We start from the raw sequence: 17521 nt of genomic DNA on the forward strand, positions 1-17521 counted from the left end.
GGGCACCGATCAGGTGGCCGTGCCGGGGACACCGGCGCGGCTCAGATGTTGTTCGTTGGGGGCGGGTGTGCGCAGCTTGTCCAGCAGCACATAGACCACGGGCGTGGTCAGGAGCGTGAGCAGCTGGCTTGCGATGAGCCCGCCGATGATCGCCACGCCCAGCGGCTGGCGCAGCTCCGAGCCCTGGCCGAAGCCGATGGCCAGCGGCAGCGCGCCCAGCGCGGCCGCCATGGTGGTCATGAGGATGGGCCGAAAGCGCATCATGCAGGCCTCGCGCACGGCATCGAGCGCCGACAGCCCGCGCGCGCGCTCGGCCTCCAGCGCAAAGTCGATGATCATGATCGCGTTCTTCTTGACGATGCCGATCAGCAAAAACACGCCGATGAGCGCAATGATGGTGAACTGCATGTTGAACAGCAGCAGCGCCAGCACCGCTCCCACGCCGGCCGAGGGCAGCGTGGTCAGCACCGTGATCGGGTGGATCAGGCTTTCGTACAGCACGCCGAGCACGATGTAGATCACGATGATGGCCGTGATGATGAGGAAGGCCTGCTGCCCCTGCGACTGCTGCGCGCTGAGCGCCGTGCCCTGGAAGCTGCCGCGTACGTTGGTGGGCATGGCGATGTCGGCCTCGGCCTGCGCGATGACCTGCTGGGCCTGGCCGAGCGACGTGCCCGGGTCGATGTTGAACGACACCGTGGTGGCCAGCTCGCCGTCCTGGTGGCTGATGGAGGTGGGCGACGCCCGCTCCACCACCTTGGCGATCGCGCTCAGCGGCACCATGGTCGATGCCGCAGTGCTGATGACCTGCCCGGTGGACGCACCGCGCTGCCCCGGGTTGGCCACCGTGCCGGTGGCGCCCGTGGGGTTGGCGGCCACGTAGATGTCCTTCAGGGCCGGCGGGCCACGCGTGTACTCCGGCGCCCATTCCATGATGACGGCGTACTGGTTGAGGTCGCCATAGATGGTGGCCACCGAGCGCTGGCCGAACGCGTTGTACAGCGCGTTGTCGATGGCCGACGACGTCACGCCCAGGCGCGACGCGGTGGCCTTGTCCACCTCGATGTACGTCTCCACGCCGTTCTCGGCGAGGTCAGTGTCCACATCCTTGAGCAGCGGCTCGTCCTTGAGCCGGTCGGCCAGCTTGCCCGCCCACAGCTTGAGGTCGGCCATGTTGTCGCTCTTCAAGGTGTACTGGTAGGTCGAATTGCTCGACCGCCCGCCCATGCGCAGGTCCTGCACCGGGTTCAAGAAGACCCTGAGACCCGTGATCTGGTTGAGCTGCGGCCGCAGCCGCGCGATGACCGCAGGCGTGCTGTCGGTGCGCTGCTTGAGGGGCTTCAGGTTGACGAACATGAAGCCGCCGCCCGCGCGGCTGCCGCCCGAAAAACCCACCACCGTGTCCACCGCCGGGTCCTTGCGGATGATCTCTACCGCCTGGCGCAGCTTGGCCGCCAGCGCGTCCGACGAAATGCTCTGGTCGGCGCGCAGGCCGGCGTTGAGCTGGCCGTTGTCCTGCTCTGGAAAGTAGCCCTTGGGGATCTTGGCGAACAAATAAACGTTCAGGCCGATCACCGCCAGCAGGATCAGCACCACCAGCCCCTTGCTGGCCAGCGCCCAGTCCAGGCTGCTGGCGTAGGTGCGCAGCACGGCCTGGTAGCCGCGCTCGGTCCAGCGCGCCAGGCGCGACGGCGGCTTGTCGTTGGCGGGGTCGTGCGCGCGCAGCAACCACGCGCACATCATGGGCGTGGTGGTGAGCGATATGACCAGCGAGATCATCACCGCCGCCGACAGCGTGATGGCGAACTCGCGGAACAGCCGGCCCACCTGCCCGTCCATGAACAGCAGCGGAATGAACACCGCCACCAGCGACAGGCTGATGGACAGCACCGTGAAGCCCACCTCGCGCGCGCCCTGCAGCGCCGCCTGCATGCGGTCCATGCCGGACTCGATGTGGCGCATGGTGTTCTCCAGCACCACGATGGCATCGTCCACCACGAAGCCGGTGGCCACCGTCAGCGCCATCAGGCTCAGGTTGTTCAGGCTGAACCCCAAAAAGTACATCACCCCGAAGGTGCCCAGCAGCGACACCACCGTGGCCACCGCCGGGATCACCGTGGCCCGCGCCTTGCGCAGGAACAGCCCCACCACCAGCACCACGAGCGCGATGGAGACCATGAGCGTGAGCTCGATCTCCTTGAGCGACGAGCGGATGGAGTTGGTGCTGTCCGACGCCACCGCCACCTGGATGTCCTGCGGCAGCTGGGCCTGCAGGTCGGGCAGCAGCGCGCGCACCGAGTCCACGGTCTCGATGATGTTGGCGCCCGGCTGGCGCGTGACCAGCACGATGATGGCCGGCTCGCCGTTGAACAGGCCCACCGTGCGGCGGTTTTCCACACCGTCTTCCACCCGCGCCACATCGCCCAGCCGCACGGCCGCGTTGTTGCGCCAGGCGACGATCAGCGACTCGTATTCAGACGCCTTGCGCGCGGGCGACGGCGTGTAGATCTGCAGGCGGCGCCCGTCGCCTTCGATGGCGCCCTTGGGGCGGTTGGCGTTCGATGCCTGAATGGCGGCGCGCACGTCTTCGGTGCTGATGCCGTAGCGATTGAGTGCGAACGGCAGCAGCTCCACCCGCACCGCAGGCAGCGAGCCGCCGCCGATCTCCACCTCGCCCACGCCGTCCACCTGCGACAGCCGCTGGCTGACCACGTTGGACACCGCGTCGTAGATCTCACCCGGCGTGCGGGTCTTGGACGTGAGCGCCAGGATGATGACGGGCGACGCCGCCGAGTTGCGCTTGCGGTAGGTGGGGTTGCTGCGCAGCGTGGCAGGCAGGTCGGCGCGGGACGCGTTGATGGCGGCCTGCACCTCGCGCGCTGCGGCGTCGATGTCGCGGTTCAGGTCGAACTGCAGGCTCACGCGGGCCGAGCCGTTGGAGCTCGACGAGGTCATCTCGTTGACTCCGGCGATCACGCCCAGGCGCCGCTCCAGCGGCGTGGCCACGCTGGTGGCCATGGTCTCGGGGCTGGCACCGGCCAGGCTGGCCGACACCGAGATGGCCGGGTAGTCCACCTGCGGCAGCGGCGACACCGGCAGCACGAAGAACGCCGCGATGCCGGCCAGCGCGAGGCCGATGGTCAGCAACACGGTGGCCACTGGCCGCTCCACGAAGGGGCGCGAGAGGTTCACCGCACGTCTCCCGCACCCGCACCGGTGCCCACACCGGCAACGGCTTCAGGCCCCGCACCCTGCTGCGGCGCCGCGGCAGTGCCCCGGCCCGTGACGCGGCGGCCCATGCGGTCAAACGCCAGGTAGATCACCGGCGTGGTGAACAGCGTGAGCATCTGGCTCAGGATCAGCCCGCCGAAGATTGCCAGGCCCAGCGGCCGGCGCAGCTCGGCGCCCTCGCCCCAGCCCAGCATCAGCGGCAGCGCTGCGAACAGCGCCGCCAGCGTGGTCATGAGGATGGGCCGAAAGCGCAGCAGCGCGGCCTGGTGAATGGCCTCCTGCGGCGACTTGCCCTGGTTGCGCTCGGCGTCGATGGCAAAGTCGATCATCATGATCGCGTTCTTCTTGACGATGCCGATCAGCAAGATGATGCCGATGATGCCGATCACCCCCAGGTCGTTGCCGGTGACCATCAGCGCGAGCAGCGCGCCCACGCCCGCGGACGGCAGGGTCGAGAGGATGGTGACCGGGTGGATGTAGCTCTCATACAGCACACCGAGCACGATGTACACGCACACCATCGCCGCGAGGATGAGCCACAGCTGGCTGGACAGCGACTTTTCGTACGCGCCCGCCGCACCCAGGAACTCCATCGACAGCCCGGCGGGCATGCCGATCTCCTTGGCAGCGGCGCGGATCGCATCCACCGCCGCGCCCAGCGACACACCCGGCGCCTTGTCGAAGCCCAGCGTGGCCGCAGGGTACTGCGACACCCGCGTGACCTGCAGCGGCGCAGGTTGCTCGCGGATGGTGGCAATGGCCGACAGCGGCGTGGGCGCGCCCGAGCCGGTGCGCAGTTGCAGCGTGCCCAACGCCTCGGGCGTGTTGAGCTGGTCCTGCTGCGCCTCCAGGATCACGCGGTACTGGTTGGTCTCGGTGAAGATGGTGGACACGATGCGCTGGCCGAAGGCGCTGTACAGCGTGTCGTCCACACTGCTGGCCGTGACCGACAGGCGCGAGGCGGTATTGCGGTCGATGTCCACATAGGCCGACAGGCCCTGCGCGCCCGCATCGGTGGTGGCGTTGCGCACCTTGGGCTCGGTCTTCAGGCGCTCGGCGAGCTTGCGCGTCCAGTCGTTGACCTGCGCCGCATCCACACCGCCGATGGACGCGCGGTATTCGGTGGGCCCGGTCTCGGCGTCGATGGTCAAGTCCTGCGTGGGCTGCAGGTACAGCGTGACGCCCGCCACCGACTGCACCCGCTCGCGCAGGCGCTGCATGATGGCTTCTTGCCCGTCGCGGTCGGGCTTGAGGTTGATCAGCATGCGCCCGGCGTTGAGCATGGTGTTGTTGGCCGCATCAACGCCCACGAAGGAGCTGAGCGACTGCACGTCCGGGTCCTGCAGGATGGCGCGCGAGGCTGCCAGTTGCAGCTCGCTCATGCGGGCGTACGACACGTCTTGCGACGCCTCGATGCGCGCCTGCAACTGTCCTGTGTCCTGCGTAGGGAACAGGCCCTTGGGGATCACCACGTACAGCAGCGCGGTGAGCACCAGCGTCAGCACCGCCACCACCATGGTCGCGCCCTGGTGCCGCAGCACCCACACCAACCACCGGTCGTAGCCCGCGATCACGCGGTCGAAACCGCGGTTGATGCGGCCCGCCACGCCGTGCTGTCCGCCCACCGGCTCGGGCCGCAGCCAGCGCGCGGCCATCATGGGCACCAGCGTGAGCGACACCACGCCCGAGATCAGGATGGTGATGGCCAGCGTCATCGCGAACTCGCGGAACAGCCGCCCCACCACGTCGCTCATGAACAAAAGCGGAATCAGCACGGCGATCAGCGACACCGTGAGCGAGATGATGGTGAAGCCGATCTGCGTGGCGCCCTTGAGCGCGGCCTGAAACGGCGGCTCACCCTCTTCGAGGTAGCGCGAGATGTTCTCGATCATCACGATGGCATCGTCCACCACGAAGCCGGTGGCAATGGTCAGCGCCATGAGGCTCAGATTGTTGAGGCTGTAGCCCAGCAGGTACATCACCCCGCAGGTGCCGATGAGCGAGATGGGCACGGCCAGGCTGGCGATGATGGTGGCGCGCAGGCTGTGCAGGAAGAAGAAGATCACCAGCACCACCATCAGCACGGCCAGCAGCAGCTCCATCTCCACATGGTGCACCGACCCGCGGATGCCGGTGGTGCGGTCGGACAGCACCTGCACCTTCAGCGATGCGGGCAGGCCCGCTTCGAGCTCGGGCAACAGCTTCTTGATGCTGTCCACCGTGGCGATCACGTTGGCGCCCGGCTGGCGCTGCACGTTCAGGATGATGGCCGGGGTCAGGGTGGCCCCGGACTCCTTGGCGTCTGCATCAGCCCCTACGGTCCCGCTGCCTGGCTGGCGGCGGTCGGGCGCAGCGCCGGGCAGCTCGTTGAGCCCCGCCCAGGCGCCCAGGCGGTTGTTCTCGGCGCTGTCCACCACACGCGCCACCTCGATCATGCGCACCGGCGCGCCGTTGCGCCACGACACGATGAGGTTGCGGTAGTCGTCCGCCGTGAGCAGCTGGTCGTTGGCGTTGATGGTGTAGGAGCGCTGCGGCCCGTCGAAGCTGCCCTTGGCGCTGTTGGCATTGGCGGACGTGATGGCAGTGCGTAGCGTGTCGAGGCCGATGCCGTACGACGCCAGCGCCTTGGTGTCGGCCTGGATGCGCACGGCAGGCCGCTGCCCGCCCGCCAGCGACACCAGGCCCACGCCGGTGACCTGGCTGATCTTTTGCGCCAGGCGGGTGTTGACCAGGTTCTGCACCTCGGTCAGCGGCAGCGTGTCGGAGCTGATGGCCAGCGTGAGCACCGGTGCGTCTGCCGGGTTGACCTTCGCATACACCGGCGGTGCAGGCAGGTCGGCCGGCAGCAGCGAGTTGCCGGCGTTGATGGCGGCTTGCACCTCCTGCTCCGCCACGTCGAGCGCCAGGCCCAGGCCGAACTGCAGCGTGATGATGGACACGCCCGACGCGCTGGTCGAGGCCATGCGCTCCAGCCCCGGCATCTGGCCGAACTGGCGCTCCAGCGGCGCACTCACCGTGCGGCTCATCACCTCGGGGCTGGCGCCGGGGTACAGGGTCTGGACCTGGATGGTGGGGTAGTCCACCTCCGGCAGGGCCGACAAGGGCAGAAAGCGAAAGCCCAGCAGCCCCGCCAGCACGATGGCCAGCATCAGCAGGGCGGTGGCGACGGGCCTCTCGATGAACGGGCGCGAAGGACTCATGGTGTCAGCGCGCGCTCAAGGATTTTGCGGTGGACGCTGGCGGCGCTCGCCGCGCTCTCCACGGGGGCCCGACGCACCGCTGCGCGGCCCGCTGGCGCCCGAACGCGGCCCGCGCGCACCCTGGGTATCCGCCGTCTGCACGGCCATGCCGTCCTGCAGCCGGTCGCCGCCCTCGGTCACCACACGCTCGCCCTCTTTCAGGCCTTCGGCAATCGCCATCAGGCCCACGGTGGCCTGGCCGCGCTTGACCTTGCGCAGCGTCACCGTGCGGTCTTCGTTGATCACATACACATAGTCGCCATTGGCCCCGGTGCGCACGGCCGTCACCGGCACCACGATGGCCGGCACGTTGCGCAGCAAGAGCTGCACGTTGACGAACTGGTTGGGAAACAGGCCGCCCGCTGCATTGTCGAAGCGGGCCTTGGCCTTCACGGTGCCGGTGGTGGTGTCGATCTGGTTGTCGAGTGTGGAAAAGCGCCCCTTGTCGAGCTCGGACTTGCGCGTGCGGTCGAGCGCCGTCACGGCCAGCGCGTCGGATTCGCGCTGCGCGGCCAGCACGTCGGCCACACGGTCTTGCGGCACAGCGAACTGCACGTCGATGGGCGCCACCTGCGTGATGGTGGCAATGCCGGTGGCATCGCCCGACGACACCAGGTTGCCGGGGTCCACCGTGCGCAGGCCGATGCGCCCTGTTGCGGGCGAGGTGATGCGCGTATAGCTCAGGTTCAGGCGTGCCGTGCCCTCCTGGGCCTTGTCGGTCATCACCGTGCCCTCGAGCTGCTTGACCAGCGCGGCCTGTGTGTCCACGTCCTGCCGCGCGATGGAGTCCTGCGACAGCAGGGTCTGGTAGCGCGCCAGCGTCAGTCGTGCGTTTTCCAGTTGGGCTTCGTCGCGCTGGCGGGTGCCCTGCGCCTGCATCAGCGCCTGCTCGAAGGGGCGGGGGTCGATCTGGGCCAGCAGCTGCCCCTTCTTGACCATCTGACCTTCGGTGAACAGAACCTCGGTCAGCGTGCCCGACACCTGGGGCTTGAGCGTGACCGTGATGGTCGGGATGACGGTGCCCAGGGCGTCGATGACCACCGGCAGCTCTGCCTTGCGGGCCAGCGCATCACCCACCGTGACCATGGCCCGCCCGCCGCCGGGGCCGCCGCGGCCCGGGCCCGGCGCTTCGCTCGGGTCGTTGGCGCGCTTGACGAGGTACCAGGCTGCGCCACCCACCAGCGCCACCAGCAGCAGGGCCAGCACACTGCCCATCCAGCGTCGCCGAGGGCGCGGGGCCCGGGGTGGCTCGGGAGGGACAGCCGGTGGCGGGACGGGCGCGTGGACTTCTTCTTGCGGATTCATGGCGGTGCTATGGGGTGTTCTGAGAACGAGTTCGCGATCTTGTACGGCCGGGTCAGCGCATCGTAGGGGGCCAGTTCACGGTCTGCCTTGAACGCTGTGCGAAGAAAAGTAAACCTGACGGGCTGAAACCTGCGTGCAAGGGCTGACGCGAAGCCAGGCCACGCCAGATTGCACGGCAGGGTACTTGTCTCGCCCGCCTACCGGCCCGGACGACCACCCGGTAGTTTGCCTGCTCTTGGGGCCTGGCACAGCGTCCCAAACCCGCGGCCGGCCGTAGGCCAGTTCCGAATGTTGACCACCGGCCGCTCCCGGTGCCTGCATTTCACGCCCGCCAGGCTGCATTTCGTCGCACGCCGCTGGCGGCGGCACAGGCGCAGCGGCACAGTCCACCCCATCGAACGCCCTGGAGACCTCACCATGCAACTCACCCCCGTCATCGCCATCCATGCCGCCGCCGCGCTGGCGGCCATCGCCATCGGGCCGGTCGCACTGTGGGCCCGCAAGGGCGCCACCCAGCGCCCCCGCCTGCACCGCGCGGCCGGCTACGCCTGGGTCACGCTGATGGTGGCTACGGCCATCTCCGCCATTTTCATCACCGGCGGCAGCGGCCCGCGCTGGGGCAGCTTCGGCCTCATCCACCTGCTCATCCCCGTCACGCTGGGCATGCTGGTGCTGTCGTTCGTCTATCTGGCCCGCCGCAACATCGCCGGCCACCGCAAGGCCATGCAGCGGGTGTACTTCGGCGCCTGCGTGGTGGCCGGCGCCTTCACGCTGCTGCCCGACCGGCTGCTGGGCCATTCGCTGTGGACCCAGCTGGGCGTGCTCTGAACAATCCGCGTGTCTGACTGCCCGCCACGCCACCCGTCACCCCGCACCAACCCCATTCACCGAACCTTCCAAGGACTACACCATGCTGCTCCAACTCCTCGTTCACCAGCCCCAGGCACTGGGCCAGATCATTCAGCAAACACCCTACTGGGTCTGGGGCCTGCTGGCCGCGCTGGTGTGGCTGGGCGCCAGCCAGCTGTTCGACCGCACCGCCAGCCTGGTGCGGGTGACGGTCATGCCAGTGGCCATGACGGGCTTTTCGATCTACGGGCTGGCCTCGGCCTTCGGCGGCGCGGGCCATACCGGCACCGCGGTGGGCGCCTGGGTCGCAGCGGCAGCTGCTGCCACCTTCCTGGCCCTGTGGTTCCAGCCCACGGCGCCAGCCGGCACGCTGTACGACGGTGCCTCGCGCTGCTTTCAACTGCCGGGCAGCGCCATGCCGCTGGCACTGATCATGGGCATCTTCCTGACCAAGTACCTGGTCGGCGTCGAGCTGGCCATGCAGTCTGCACTGGCCCGCGACGGCAGCTTTGCCCTGCAGATCGCTGCGCTTTATGGCGTGTTCAACGGCCTGTTCGCGGCCCGGTCGCTGCGGCTGTGGCGCCTGGTGCGCAGCAGCACGGGCTTTGCCAGCCAGCCTGCCGGCGCCTGAGGGCGGCCGTCCCCCCATTCCCACCACTCACTTGATCCCCAGGAGTTCCCCATGCGCCACCACCGTTACGACCACGACACCGCCATCGACCCCATCGAACGCCAGGCCCGCAGACGTGCCGGTGCTAAGCTGGGCTGGTACATGCACGCCGGTGTGTATCTGCTGGTCAACCTGCTGCTCGTGACCCTGTCTGCCACCAGCGGCAGGCACTGGGCGGTGTACCCCGCGCTGGGCTGGGGCCTGGGCTTGGCCATTCACGGGATGGTGGTGTTCCTGGTGTCGGGCAGCGGGCTGCACGAACGCATGGTGCAGGCCGAGCGCAACCGGCTGGCCCTTCAACAGGAGCAGCGCCTGTGAGCCGCACGCCGGCCACAGCGCGCACCCCGGCGTGGCGACTGCTGGCCGCGGGAATGCTGGTCCTTGCCACCGCCAGCGCCGCCCACGCCGGCACGGGCCTCCGGGAGTTGCCCGGCCTGCAGGGCGACGGCCCGGTCACCGTGTTCTACCCCAGCGGCAGCGCCGACCAGCCCGTGCAGCGCGGCCCCTTTACCCTGCAACTGGCCCCGGACGGCGCGCCCACCCCTGGCAACGGCCGGCTGGTGGTCATCACGCACGGCTCGGGCGGCAGCCCCTGGGTGCACACCGACCTGGCGCGTGCGCTGGTAGCCAGCGGCTTCGTCGTCGCCCTGCCCGAGCACGCGGGCGACAACTACAAAGACCCGTCCACCCCCGGCCCCGAGAGCTGGAAGCGCCGCCCCGCAGAAGCCTCCCGCGCCATCGACGCCGTGGCGCACGATGCGCGCCTGGCGCCACTGGTGACTGTGGACAGGGTGGGGGCCTTCGGTGGCTCGGCCGGCGGCCACACTACGCTGACGCTCGCAGGGGGCCACTGGTCGCCCGCACGGTTTCGCGCGCATTGCGAGGCCCACATCGCCGAAGATTTTTCGTCGTGCGTCGGCTTCATCACCCGGCTGCACGGCAACCTGCTGGACGGGCTGAAAAAAGCCGTGGCGCTGGGCGTGATCCGCCAGCGCTTCGACGACGCCACGGACTACGCCTACTCCGACCCGCGCGTGCAGGCGGCCATCGCCGCCGTGCCCTTTGCCGCCGACTTCGACATGGCCACGCTGGCCACACCGCGCATTCCGCTGGGGCTGATCACGGCGGGCCTAGACATCAACCAGGTGCCGCAATTTCACAGCAGCGCCGTGCTAGCCGCCTGCCAGGACCGCTGCACCCTGGTCGCCCACCTGCCCGGCGCCAGCCACGGCATGATGCTGTCGCCCCTGCCGCCGATGCACCTGCTCGGCACCGTGCACCAGGCGCTGCTGGGCGACCCGCCGGGGTTTGATCGCAGCAGCGCCGTGCCCCAGGTGGATGCCAAGGTCGTGGCGTTCTTCACCCAGCACCTGCCGCCGCTGCGGCGCACACCCTGATTCATCCCGTGTATCTTGAGCGCACCCTTCCGATCATGTTCCGTCGTCGCCGATTTACCCTCATGCTGACTCCCGCTTTTCTGCTGATCGCCTGCATCGTGGCGCTCGCCGCCGCTATTGCACTGGGTGGCCCCAAGCACATCCTGCCCCTGGCCAGTGTCCACACGCCCTTCGAAGGCGTGGATTTCAGCGGCGTCCCTGCGCCGCAGCGCTTCGCCGCCCGTGACGGCACCTCACTGGCCTGGTACGACTACCCAGCGGCAGGCCCGTCGGCGGGCGGGCCACAGCGTCGTGTGGTGCTGGTCCACGGATCGTCGTCGCGCGCGCGCTCGATGCACGTCCTGGCCAAGGCTCTGGCGGCCGAGGGGTTCGCGGTGGCGGCGCTCGACATTCGCGGGCACGGCGAGTCGGGCCCGCGCGGCGAAGCTGCCTATATCGGACAGTTGGACGACGACCTGGAGGACTTCCTGCGCAGCGTGCCGCATGCCGGACCGCAGACGCTGATGGGGTTTTCCGCGGGCGGCGGGTTTGCGCTGCGCTTTGCAGGGAGCAGTCGGCAGGATCAGTTTGATCGCTACGTGCTGCTATCGCCTTTCATCGGTGTGAATGCCATCACCGCGCGGCCGGACGTGGGCGGATGGGCGTCCGTCGGCATGCCGCGCATTGTGGCGCTGAGCTTGCTCAACCGTTGGGGCATTACGCAGTGGAACGACCTGCACGTCCTGCGTTTTGCGTTGGACCCATCGGTCCGTGATGGGTTGACGCCCAGCTACTCGTATTCCCTGGCGGTGAACTTTCGCCCCCAGGATGATTACCAGAGAGACATCCGCAACGCGCGCAGCACCGTCTGCGTAGTGGCCGGCCAAGACGACGAAATCTTCTACGCCGACCGCTATGCAGACGTTTTTGCGCAGGCGGGCAAACCGGTGCCGGTGACCTTGCTGCCGGGCATCAACCACATGTGGCTGACACTCAATGCCGACGCCGTGCGCGCCGTCGCGCAAGCCTGCAAGACCTGAGCTGCTTCATCCAGCGCCCTAGAATCGACCCTTCACCATGCCCCACCCCATGACCCCCGACGACATCGAACAACTGGCCCGCCGCCGCGCCGGCGCCAAGCTGGGCTGGTATGTGCATGCTGCCGCCTTCGTCGTGGTGAACCTGGTGCTGTTCGGCATGTCGCGCTACGGCTTTGGGAACCGGCCGTGGTCGATATTCCCGCTGCTCGGCTGGGGCCTGGGGCTGGCGCTGCACGGCATCTCGGTGTTCGTGCTGGGCACGGGCAGCGGGCTGCGTGAGCGCATGGTGCAAAAGGAGCGCGAGCGGCTCCTGCGCGCTCAGCAAGAGCGCAACCAGCGCTAGGCCCACGGCCCTGCGCCCCAGACCACCCCGCCCGCGCTGCCATGAAAATCGACTGGATCGAGAAGCTGCAGCACCTGCTGCAGGTGCTGGCCTTCTGCCTGGCCATCGCGGCTTTGCAGTACGCCTTTCAACCCGAAAAGCCCTATGACATCCCGGCCCGGTATTCGCTGGCCATCGGCGCGCTGACTTGGGCCGTCATCGATTTCGGGCGGCACTGCTTTCCGTCGGCCCAAGAGACCGGCTGGCCCGCGGGCCTGTCGGGGCTGCTGCTGCCGCTGGCCGGCATCGTGCTGGGTTACCTGGGCGGCACCCTGCTGGGTGACTGGTGGTGCGGCTTCTCCTCCTGGGAGCAGGGCGGCCGGGCGCAACTGCGCATCTCCATCGGCATCACCATCGTGGCCGGCTTTGTGGGTACTTATCACTTCTACACCAAGAGCAGAAGCGCCTGGCTACACGCCAAGGTCAACGAGGTGCGCAGCCAGGCCAGCGAGGCGCAGCTCAAGCTGCTGGAGACCCAGCTGGAGCCGCACATGCTGTTCAACACCCTGGCCAACCTGCGCATGCTGATCGGCACCGACCCGGCCCGCGCGCAGGAGATGCTGGACCGCATGATCGGCTACCTGCGCGCCACGCTCAGTGCGTCGCGCAGCACCCAGCACCCACTGGCCCACGAGTTCGATCGCCTGCGCGACTACCTGGAGCTGATGGCGGTGCGCATGGGCCCGCGCCTGGCGTACACGCTGGATCTGCCCGACGCGCTGCGCGACGTGCCCGTGCCCCCGCTGCTGCTGCAGCCGCTGGTGGAAAACGCCATCCGCCACGGCCTGGAGCCGCAGGTCGAGGGCGGGCACATCACCGTGCGCGCCAGCACCCGGCAGGGTGACGGCGGGCAGCAACTGGTGCTCGACGTCATCGACACCGGCGCGGGCCTGCCCGACACCCTGCCCACCCCGGGCCCGGGGCAGAGCTTCGGCCTGGCCCAGGCCCGTGAGCGGCTGGCCACGCTGCACGGAACGGCGGGCACTCTGAAATTGATAGCTGGTAGCGATGGCGGGACAAGCGCTACGGTCACTTTTCCCTTGAAATCGAGCCCATCGAGCACCACCCCATGACCCAGCCTGCCGTGCGCGCGTTGATCGCCGAAGACGAACCCCTGCTCGCCGCCGCGCTGCAGCAGGAGCTGGCCCGGGCCTGGCCCGAACTGCAGGTGGTGGCCACGGTGGGCGACGGCCTGTCCGCCGTGCGCCAGGCCCTGGCGTTGCAGCCGGACGTGCTGTTCTTCGACATCCGCATGCCCGGCCAGAGCGGGCTGGATGCGGCGGTGGAACTGGCCGACGCCTGGCCGACGGACGGCCCCGCGGGCCGCCCCTTCCCGGCGCTGGTGTTCGTGACCGCCTACGACCAGTACGCGGTGCAGGCGTTCGAAGCCCAGGCAGTGGACTACCTGCTCAAGCCCGTGCAGGCGGCCCGGCTGCAAAAAACAGTGCAAAAACTGCAGCTGGCGCTTGCCAGCAAAGCGCCAGCAGTTATTGATCTGGAAGCAACCATGGCGCAACTGCGCCATCTGCTGGTGGCGCCGGGGGTGGCGGCACCCGCACCCGCACCCGCAGCCGCAGCCGCAGCCGCAACAGCGCCTGCCACGCCCGCGGCGGGCGCGCCGCTCACGCTGATCCAGGCCAGCAGCGGCAGCCAGATCCACATGGTGCCGGTGGCCGACGTGCTGTACTTCGAGGCGGCCGACAAGTATGTACGGGTGCTGACCGCAGCGCGGGAGTACCTGATCCGCACCCCGCTCAAGGACCTGATCGGCCAGCTCGACACCCAGGTGTTCTGGCAAATCCACCGCAGCACCCTGGTGCGCGCCAGCAGCATCACCACAGTGACCCGTGACGAGGCGGGCAAGCTGCACCTGGAGCTGGCCGGCCGGCCCGAGAAGCTGCCCGTGAGCCGCCTGTACGCCCACCTGTTCAAGGCGATGTAGCGCAGCAGCGCAGCGCTGGCCTGGCTGCGCCCCCCGCTGCTCGCTCTACCGCGTTACCGCGCTACCGGTTGGTGGCCAGCAGCAGTCCGCCTGCGCCCATGAAGAAACCGCCGGTGGCCTTGTTCAGCCGCACCACACCGCGCGATGTGCGGATGAAGCGGCGGATCTGCCGCCCACCCGCTGCATACACCGCCGTGGACACGAACTCGGCGGCCAGGTACACGGCGCCCAGCACCACGAACTGGCGCACCGCCGGCTGGGCCGGGTCGATGAACTGCGGAAAGATCGCGGCAAACAAAATGATCGCCTTGGGGTTGGTGATGCCCAGCAAAAACTCCTGGGTGATCAGCGCCCGCATGTTCACTGGCGCGCCTGACGCCTTCACATCGCCGCCCTCCACCACCTCCAGCCCGCTGAACTCGCGGCTGCGCCACGCGCGCCAGCCCAGCCAGAACAGGTACAACGCGCCCACCCACTTGACCACGGTGAACGCCGTCTCGGACGCCAGCAGCATCGCGCCCAGCCCGACAGCCGAAACCGTCAGGAAGATGGCGAACGCCGCCACCCGGCCCACCGTGGCCACCAGCGCGGCGCCCACACCGGCGCGAATGCCGTTGTTCAGGCCACAAAAATTGTTGGGGCCGGGCGTGAGCGCAATGGCCACCGCCACGGGGGCGAAGAGGAGCGCGTCCATGGTGTTTCCTTCAGGTAACAGAAAAATCTGAGAAGCTGTGGGCGGGAGAACGCCCAGTTTAGCGAGCCCGGGCCAAGGTCAACGTGCTGCCCCAGGCCACGCCCAGAAGCGCCTCGTAGTGGGCCACCACCACCAGCCGTGCAGGGTCGCTGGCCGCCCGGGCCAGTACCTGCACCAAATAGTTGATCGAGGGCTTGTCCAGCCCCGCCACAGGCTCGTCGATGAGCGTGAGCGCGGCCCCGCTGGCAAAGCCACCCGCCATCAACACCTTGCGCCGGCTGCCGGTCGACAAGGCAAAAAACGGCTTGTCCAGATGCGGCTCCAGCGAGAAGCCTTCGACATGCGAGGCCAGCGCCGCAGCGTCCCAGGCCGGGTACTGCGCGGGCAAGCCTGCCAGCCACTGCCGGGCCGTGATCTCATCCAGCGCCGTGCTGCGCGGGTCTTGCCAGAACACCTGCGCGCGGTAGGCCTGGGGCGCGCTGCGCTGCGGCACACCCTGCAGCACGATGTCTCCAGCCTGCGGCACCAGCTCGCCCGCCAGCACGCGCAGCAGCGTGGTCTTGCCCGTGCTCTCGTCGCCCTGCACCAGCGCCAGGCCCGCCGGCCATGCCAGCGACACCCCTTCCAGCACCGCGCATTCGGGGTAGGCAAACCGCAACCCCGTCACCTGCAACATCGAGCTGTCGGCCACCCTGTTCCCCTTTTTGTACAAAAAGCGATTCTAGGCACCACGGCAGGCGGCCCGGCCCCGTGCCGCACAATGCCCCATGAGCTTGAACTACCTGGACTTTGATTACAGCGAAGACGACGAAGGCACCGGCACGTTCGACGCCATGGCCAGCGTGCTGCCCGCGCAGCTGGCCGCGCTGCACGCCGAGGTGGCGCAGGTGCTGCAGTGGGCGCACTCGGAATTCCCCGACGCCTGCGGGCCTTCGGAAGACGGCGGGCAGTGGCAGTACGACCTGCAGGGCGTGCAGGACGTCAGCACCCCGTTGGCGCTCGACTTCGACGCGGCGACGGGCAGCATTCACAGCGCGCCAGGCACGCCTACACCCCCGCGCACCACGCTGACCCTGTCGGTCAGCGGCAGCACGGATTTCTGCGCGGCACTGCGGAGCGCGTTCGGTATCTCATGATGGTGGTGTGCCCAGCCCCGCATCCCTCGCCCAACCTGCGCGACGGCGCGCCGTCGGCCTACACGGCCCGGGGCACGTGCGGGTCTATCCTGATGGCAGGCTGTCGCGCCCGGTGTACGGATGCGCAGCACACCAAGGACAACCCATGGACCGCCCACTCCAGACCTTCAGTTCCCCATCTGCCGCCCGCTGCGGCGCAGCCCCATCCACATCTCTGGCCGGATCGTGGAGCGCAGCATGACCTCTCTGCATTCAGTGTCTACCCCTCCCTATGGTGCTTCGATGACCTCTGACGTCTGGCCCCTCTCCGGCGCAGCGGGCACGCCAGGTGCCGCGCCCACGCGCCCTCTGGAAGACCGCGTGCGCATGGACCTGCACATCGGGTTGCGCTACGAGATCGACCAGTACGGTGCGGACTTCGTGTTCAACATCCACGCCGCCAAGACACCCCAGCAGACGGTGAGCAACGAACGGTTGGTCATCAACCAGGACATCTCCTACCAGATCCACACGGACCCCGCCACGCTCAATCGCTCGCTGCGGCTGCATGGCGAACCCGGCGTGCTGGAGCTGTCGTACTCGGCCACGGTAGACATTGCCCACCACCGCGCCAACCCGATGCAGCTGGCCGAAGTGCCCGTGCGTCAACTGCCGCCGGAGGTGATGGGCTACATCTACCCCAGCCGCTACTGCCAGTCCGACCGGCTGCTGCGCCTGGCCAACAAGGAATTTGGCGCGCTGTGGCAAGGCCACGGCCGCGTGCAGGCCATTCGTGACTGGGTGAACCGCCATGTGGCCTTCACATCCAACACGTCCAACTCCAACACATCTGCCGTCGACACGCTGATCGAGCAAGTGGGTGTGTGCCGTGACTTTGCGCACCTGATGATTGCGCTGTGCCGCGCGGTGAACATCCCCGCGCGCTTCACCACCGGCACCGACTACGGCGCAGACCCGAGCCTGGGCCCGCCCGACTTTCATGCCTATGTCGAGGTGTACCTGGGCGACCGCTGGTACATCTTCGACCCGTCTGGCACCGCCATACCGATGGGGCTGCTGCGCTTCTCCACCGGGCGCGATGCGGCCGACGTGGCCTTTGCCACTATCTTCGGGGGCGTGCGCGCCGATGCACCGGTCATCCGCACCACCGCCATCGAAGACATCGGGCAGGGTTTTGTGCAGCCCGTACATTGCATGGAGGCCCTGTCTACTGACCAGGGAACCATCGCAGGCAACCATTTTTCGGTGCCCTGAGGTAGTGCACAGCCCTGCTGCCAGGCCTGCTACAGGGCTGTGCGGTAGGTGCAGGAAGCGGTACGAAGACCCGCAGGTTACGCACTGAAAAAGCCCACAGGCGGCGCGTAGCCTAAAATCACTCTTTTTTCCACTTCGACAGAGAACCACCATGGGCAACAAGATCGTTACCGAAGCAGACCGCAAGCGTACCCCCCGTCCCCAGCCCCTGCCTGGCTACTCGCTGGCCACCCCTGGCCGCGGCCAGCGCAACAGCCTGGAGCGTGGCGTCTCCACCCGCAGCAAGAAGAACCCTGGCAAGCGCACCCACAAGGGCGGTTGATATCTGCCGCTGGGGCCTGCGCCCCGCGCCAAAGAATGCCCTCCTCGCGAGGGCTTTTTTGTGTCTGCAATCTGCTCCGGC

The 17521-nt window shown here is 68.3% G+C and carries 16 protein-coding genes; 11 read left to right on the forward strand and 5 right to left on the reverse strand.

From position 1 onward, the window contains the following. Positions 1–9: 9 nt before the first annotated feature. From ASF16_RS18355 to ASF16_RS18365, 3 genes are read right to left on the reverse strand one after another with little or no spacing between them, the layout of a single operon-like run. Entirely contained in the window at positions 10–3192 is a 3183-nt protein-coding gene (locus ASF16_RS18355; RefSeq protein WP_056170494.1) for an efflux RND transporter permease subunit, read from the reverse strand. After that, positions 3189–6431: an efflux RND transporter permease subunit gene (locus ASF16_RS18360; RefSeq protein WP_056170497.1), complete on the reverse strand. Its 3243-nt coding sequence runs from the start codon at positions 6429–6431 to the stop codon at positions 3189–3191. The genes ASF16_RS18355 and ASF16_RS18360 overlap by 4 nt, the downstream gene beginning before the upstream one ends. A gap of 15 nt (positions 6432–6446) precedes the next feature. Further along, a complete protein-coding gene (locus tag ASF16_RS18365) occupies positions 6447–7775 on the reverse strand; it encodes an efflux RND transporter periplasmic adaptor subunit (protein ID WP_056170500.1) in 1329 nt (442 codons plus the stop codon). Positions 7776–8192: 417 nt separating this feature from the next. On the opposite strand from ASF16_RS18365, the gene ASF16_RS18370 reads away from it, so the two are divergent. The 8 genes from ASF16_RS18370 to ASF16_RS18405 all read left to right on the forward strand — a co-directional run bounded on the left by ASF16_RS18370 (position 8193) and on the right by ASF16_RS18405 (position 14034). Beyond that, entirely contained in the window at positions 8193–8603 is a 411-nt protein-coding gene (locus ASF16_RS18370) for a DUF2306 domain-containing protein (RefSeq protein ID WP_056170799.1), read from the forward strand. Between the two features lie 82 nt (positions 8604–8685). Continuing rightward, a complete protein-coding gene (locus tag ASF16_RS18375) occupies positions 8686–9255 on the forward strand; it encodes a DUF6622 family protein (RefSeq protein WP_056170502.1) in 570 nt (189 codons plus the stop codon). A 51-nt stretch (positions 9256–9306) separates the two neighbouring features. Further along, a complete protein-coding gene (locus tag ASF16_RS18380) occupies positions 9307–9612 on the forward strand; it encodes a 2TM domain-containing protein (protein WP_056170504.1) in 306 nt (101 codons plus the stop codon). A 53-nt stretch (positions 9613–9665) separates the two neighbouring features. Continuing rightward, positions 9666–10691 (forward strand): dienelactone hydrolase, encoded by a 1026-nt coding sequence (locus ASF16_RS18385; protein WP_056170802.1) that lies wholly within the window; start codon positions 9666–9668, stop codon positions 10689–10691. Between the two features lie 8 nt (positions 10692–10699). Further along, entirely contained in the window at positions 10700–11710 is a 1011-nt protein-coding gene (locus ASF16_RS18390) for an alpha/beta hydrolase (RefSeq protein ID WP_235507429.1), read from the forward strand. A 37-nt stretch (positions 11711–11747) separates the two neighbouring features. Then, complete coding sequence (locus ASF16_RS18395) at positions 11748–12053, forward strand: 2TM domain-containing protein (RefSeq protein WP_056170510.1); 306 nt, start codon at positions 11748–11750, stop codon at positions 12051–12053. Between the two features lie 41 nt (positions 12054–12094). Then, positions 12095–13165 (forward strand): sensor histidine kinase, encoded by a 1071-nt coding sequence (locus tag ASF16_RS18400; protein WP_056170513.1) that lies wholly within the window; start codon positions 12095–12097, stop codon positions 13163–13165. Next, positions 13162–14034: a LytTR family DNA-binding domain-containing protein gene (locus tag ASF16_RS18405; RefSeq protein ID WP_056170516.1), complete on the forward strand. Its 873-nt coding sequence runs from the start codon at positions 13162–13164 to the stop codon at positions 14032–14034. Before ASF16_RS18400 ends, ASF16_RS18405 begins: the two co-directional genes overlap by 4 nt. A gap of 61 nt (positions 14035–14095) precedes the next feature. Here ASF16_RS18405 and ASF16_RS18410 read toward each other — a convergent pair whose 3' ends face one another. Together ASF16_RS18410 and ASF16_RS18415 are read right to left on the reverse strand one after the other, a co-directional pair. Then, positions 14096–14728 (reverse strand): LysE family translocator, encoded by a 633-nt coding sequence (locus ASF16_RS18410; protein WP_056170518.1) that lies wholly within the window; start codon positions 14726–14728, stop codon positions 14096–14098. Positions 14729–14786: 58 nt separating this feature from the next. After that, on the reverse strand, positions 14787–15419 hold the full coding sequence (locus ASF16_RS18415) for an ATP-binding cassette domain-containing protein (protein WP_056170521.1): 633 nt from the start codon (positions 15417–15419) through the stop codon (positions 14787–14789). Between the two features lie 76 nt (positions 15420–15495). Between ASF16_RS18415 and ASF16_RS18420 the strand changes: the two genes are divergently transcribed. The 3 genes from ASF16_RS18420 to ASF16_RS26580 all read left to right on the forward strand — a co-directional run bounded on the left by ASF16_RS18420 (position 15496) and on the right by ASF16_RS26580 (position 17440). After that, entirely contained in the window at positions 15496–15864 is a 369-nt protein-coding gene (locus ASF16_RS18420) for a hypothetical protein (RefSeq protein ID WP_056170524.1), read from the forward strand. Between the two features lie 366 nt (positions 15865–16230). Further along, positions 16231–17118, forward strand: a complete 888-nt coding sequence (locus ASF16_RS18425; RefSeq protein ID WP_056170805.1) for a transglutaminase family protein — start codon at positions 16231–16233, stop codon at positions 17116–17118. Between the two features lie 151 nt (positions 17119–17269). Then, positions 17270–17440, forward strand: a complete 171-nt coding sequence (locus tag ASF16_RS26580; protein WP_200926930.1) for a hypothetical protein — start codon at positions 17270–17272, stop codon at positions 17438–17440. Positions 17441–17521 lie beyond the last annotated feature (81 nt).

Source organism: Acidovorax sp. Leaf78 (genome assembly GCF_001422735.1).
Taxonomy (GTDB): domain Bacteria; phylum Pseudomonadota; class Gammaproteobacteria; order Burkholderiales; family Burkholderiaceae_C; genus Acidovorax.

What these genes read in the sequence shown, in the direction of transcription:
- ASF16_RS18360 (WP_056170497.1), bottom strand. Translation starts at nt 6,431, where the DNA reads ATGAGTCCTTCGCGCCCGTTCATCGAGAGGCCCGTCGCCACCGCCCTG.
- ASF16_RS18365 (WP_056170500.1), bottom strand. Translation starts at nt 7,775, where the DNA reads ATGAATCCGCAAGAAGAAGTCCACGCGCCCGTCCCGCCACCGGCTGTC.
- ASF16_RS18370 (WP_056170799.1), top strand. Translation starts at nt 8,193, where the DNA reads ATGCAACTCACCCCCGTCATCGCCATCCATGCCGCCGCCGCGCTGGCG.
- ASF16_RS18375 (WP_056170502.1), top strand. Translation starts at nt 8,686, where the DNA reads ATGCTGCTCCAACTCCTCGTTCACCAGCCCCAGGCACTGGGCCAGATC.
- ASF16_RS18380 (WP_056170504.1), top strand. Translation starts at nt 9,307, where the DNA reads ATGCGCCACCACCGTTACGACCACGACACCGCCATCGACCCCATCGAA.
- ASF16_RS18385 (WP_056170802.1), top strand. Translation starts at nt 9,666, where the DNA reads ATGCTGGTCCTTGCCACCGCCAGCGCCGCCCACGCCGGCACGGGCCTC.
- ASF16_RS18395 (WP_056170510.1), top strand. Translation starts at nt 11,748, where the DNA reads ATGCCCCACCCCATGACCCCCGACGACATCGAACAACTGGCCCGCCGC.
- ASF16_RS18400 (WP_056170513.1), top strand. Translation starts at nt 12,095, where the DNA reads ATGAAAATCGACTGGATCGAGAAGCTGCAGCACCTGCTGCAGGTGCTG.
- ASF16_RS18405 (WP_056170516.1), top strand. Translation starts at nt 13,162, where the DNA reads ATGACCCAGCCTGCCGTGCGCGCGTTGATCGCCGAAGACGAACCCCTG.
- ASF16_RS18410 (WP_056170518.1), bottom strand. Translation starts at nt 14,728, where the DNA reads ATGGACGCGCTCCTCTTCGCCCCCGTGGCGGTGGCCATTGCGCTCACG.
- ASF16_RS18420 (WP_056170524.1), top strand. Translation starts at nt 15,496, where the DNA reads ATGAGCTTGAACTACCTGGACTTTGATTACAGCGAAGACGACGAAGGC.
- ASF16_RS18425 (WP_056170805.1), top strand. Translation starts at nt 16,231, where the DNA reads ATGGACCTGCACATCGGGTTGCGCTACGAGATCGACCAGTACGGTGCG.
- ASF16_RS26580 (WP_200926930.1), top strand. Translation starts at nt 17,270, where the DNA reads ATGGGCAACAAGATCGTTACCGAAGCAGACCGCAAGCGTACCCCCCGT.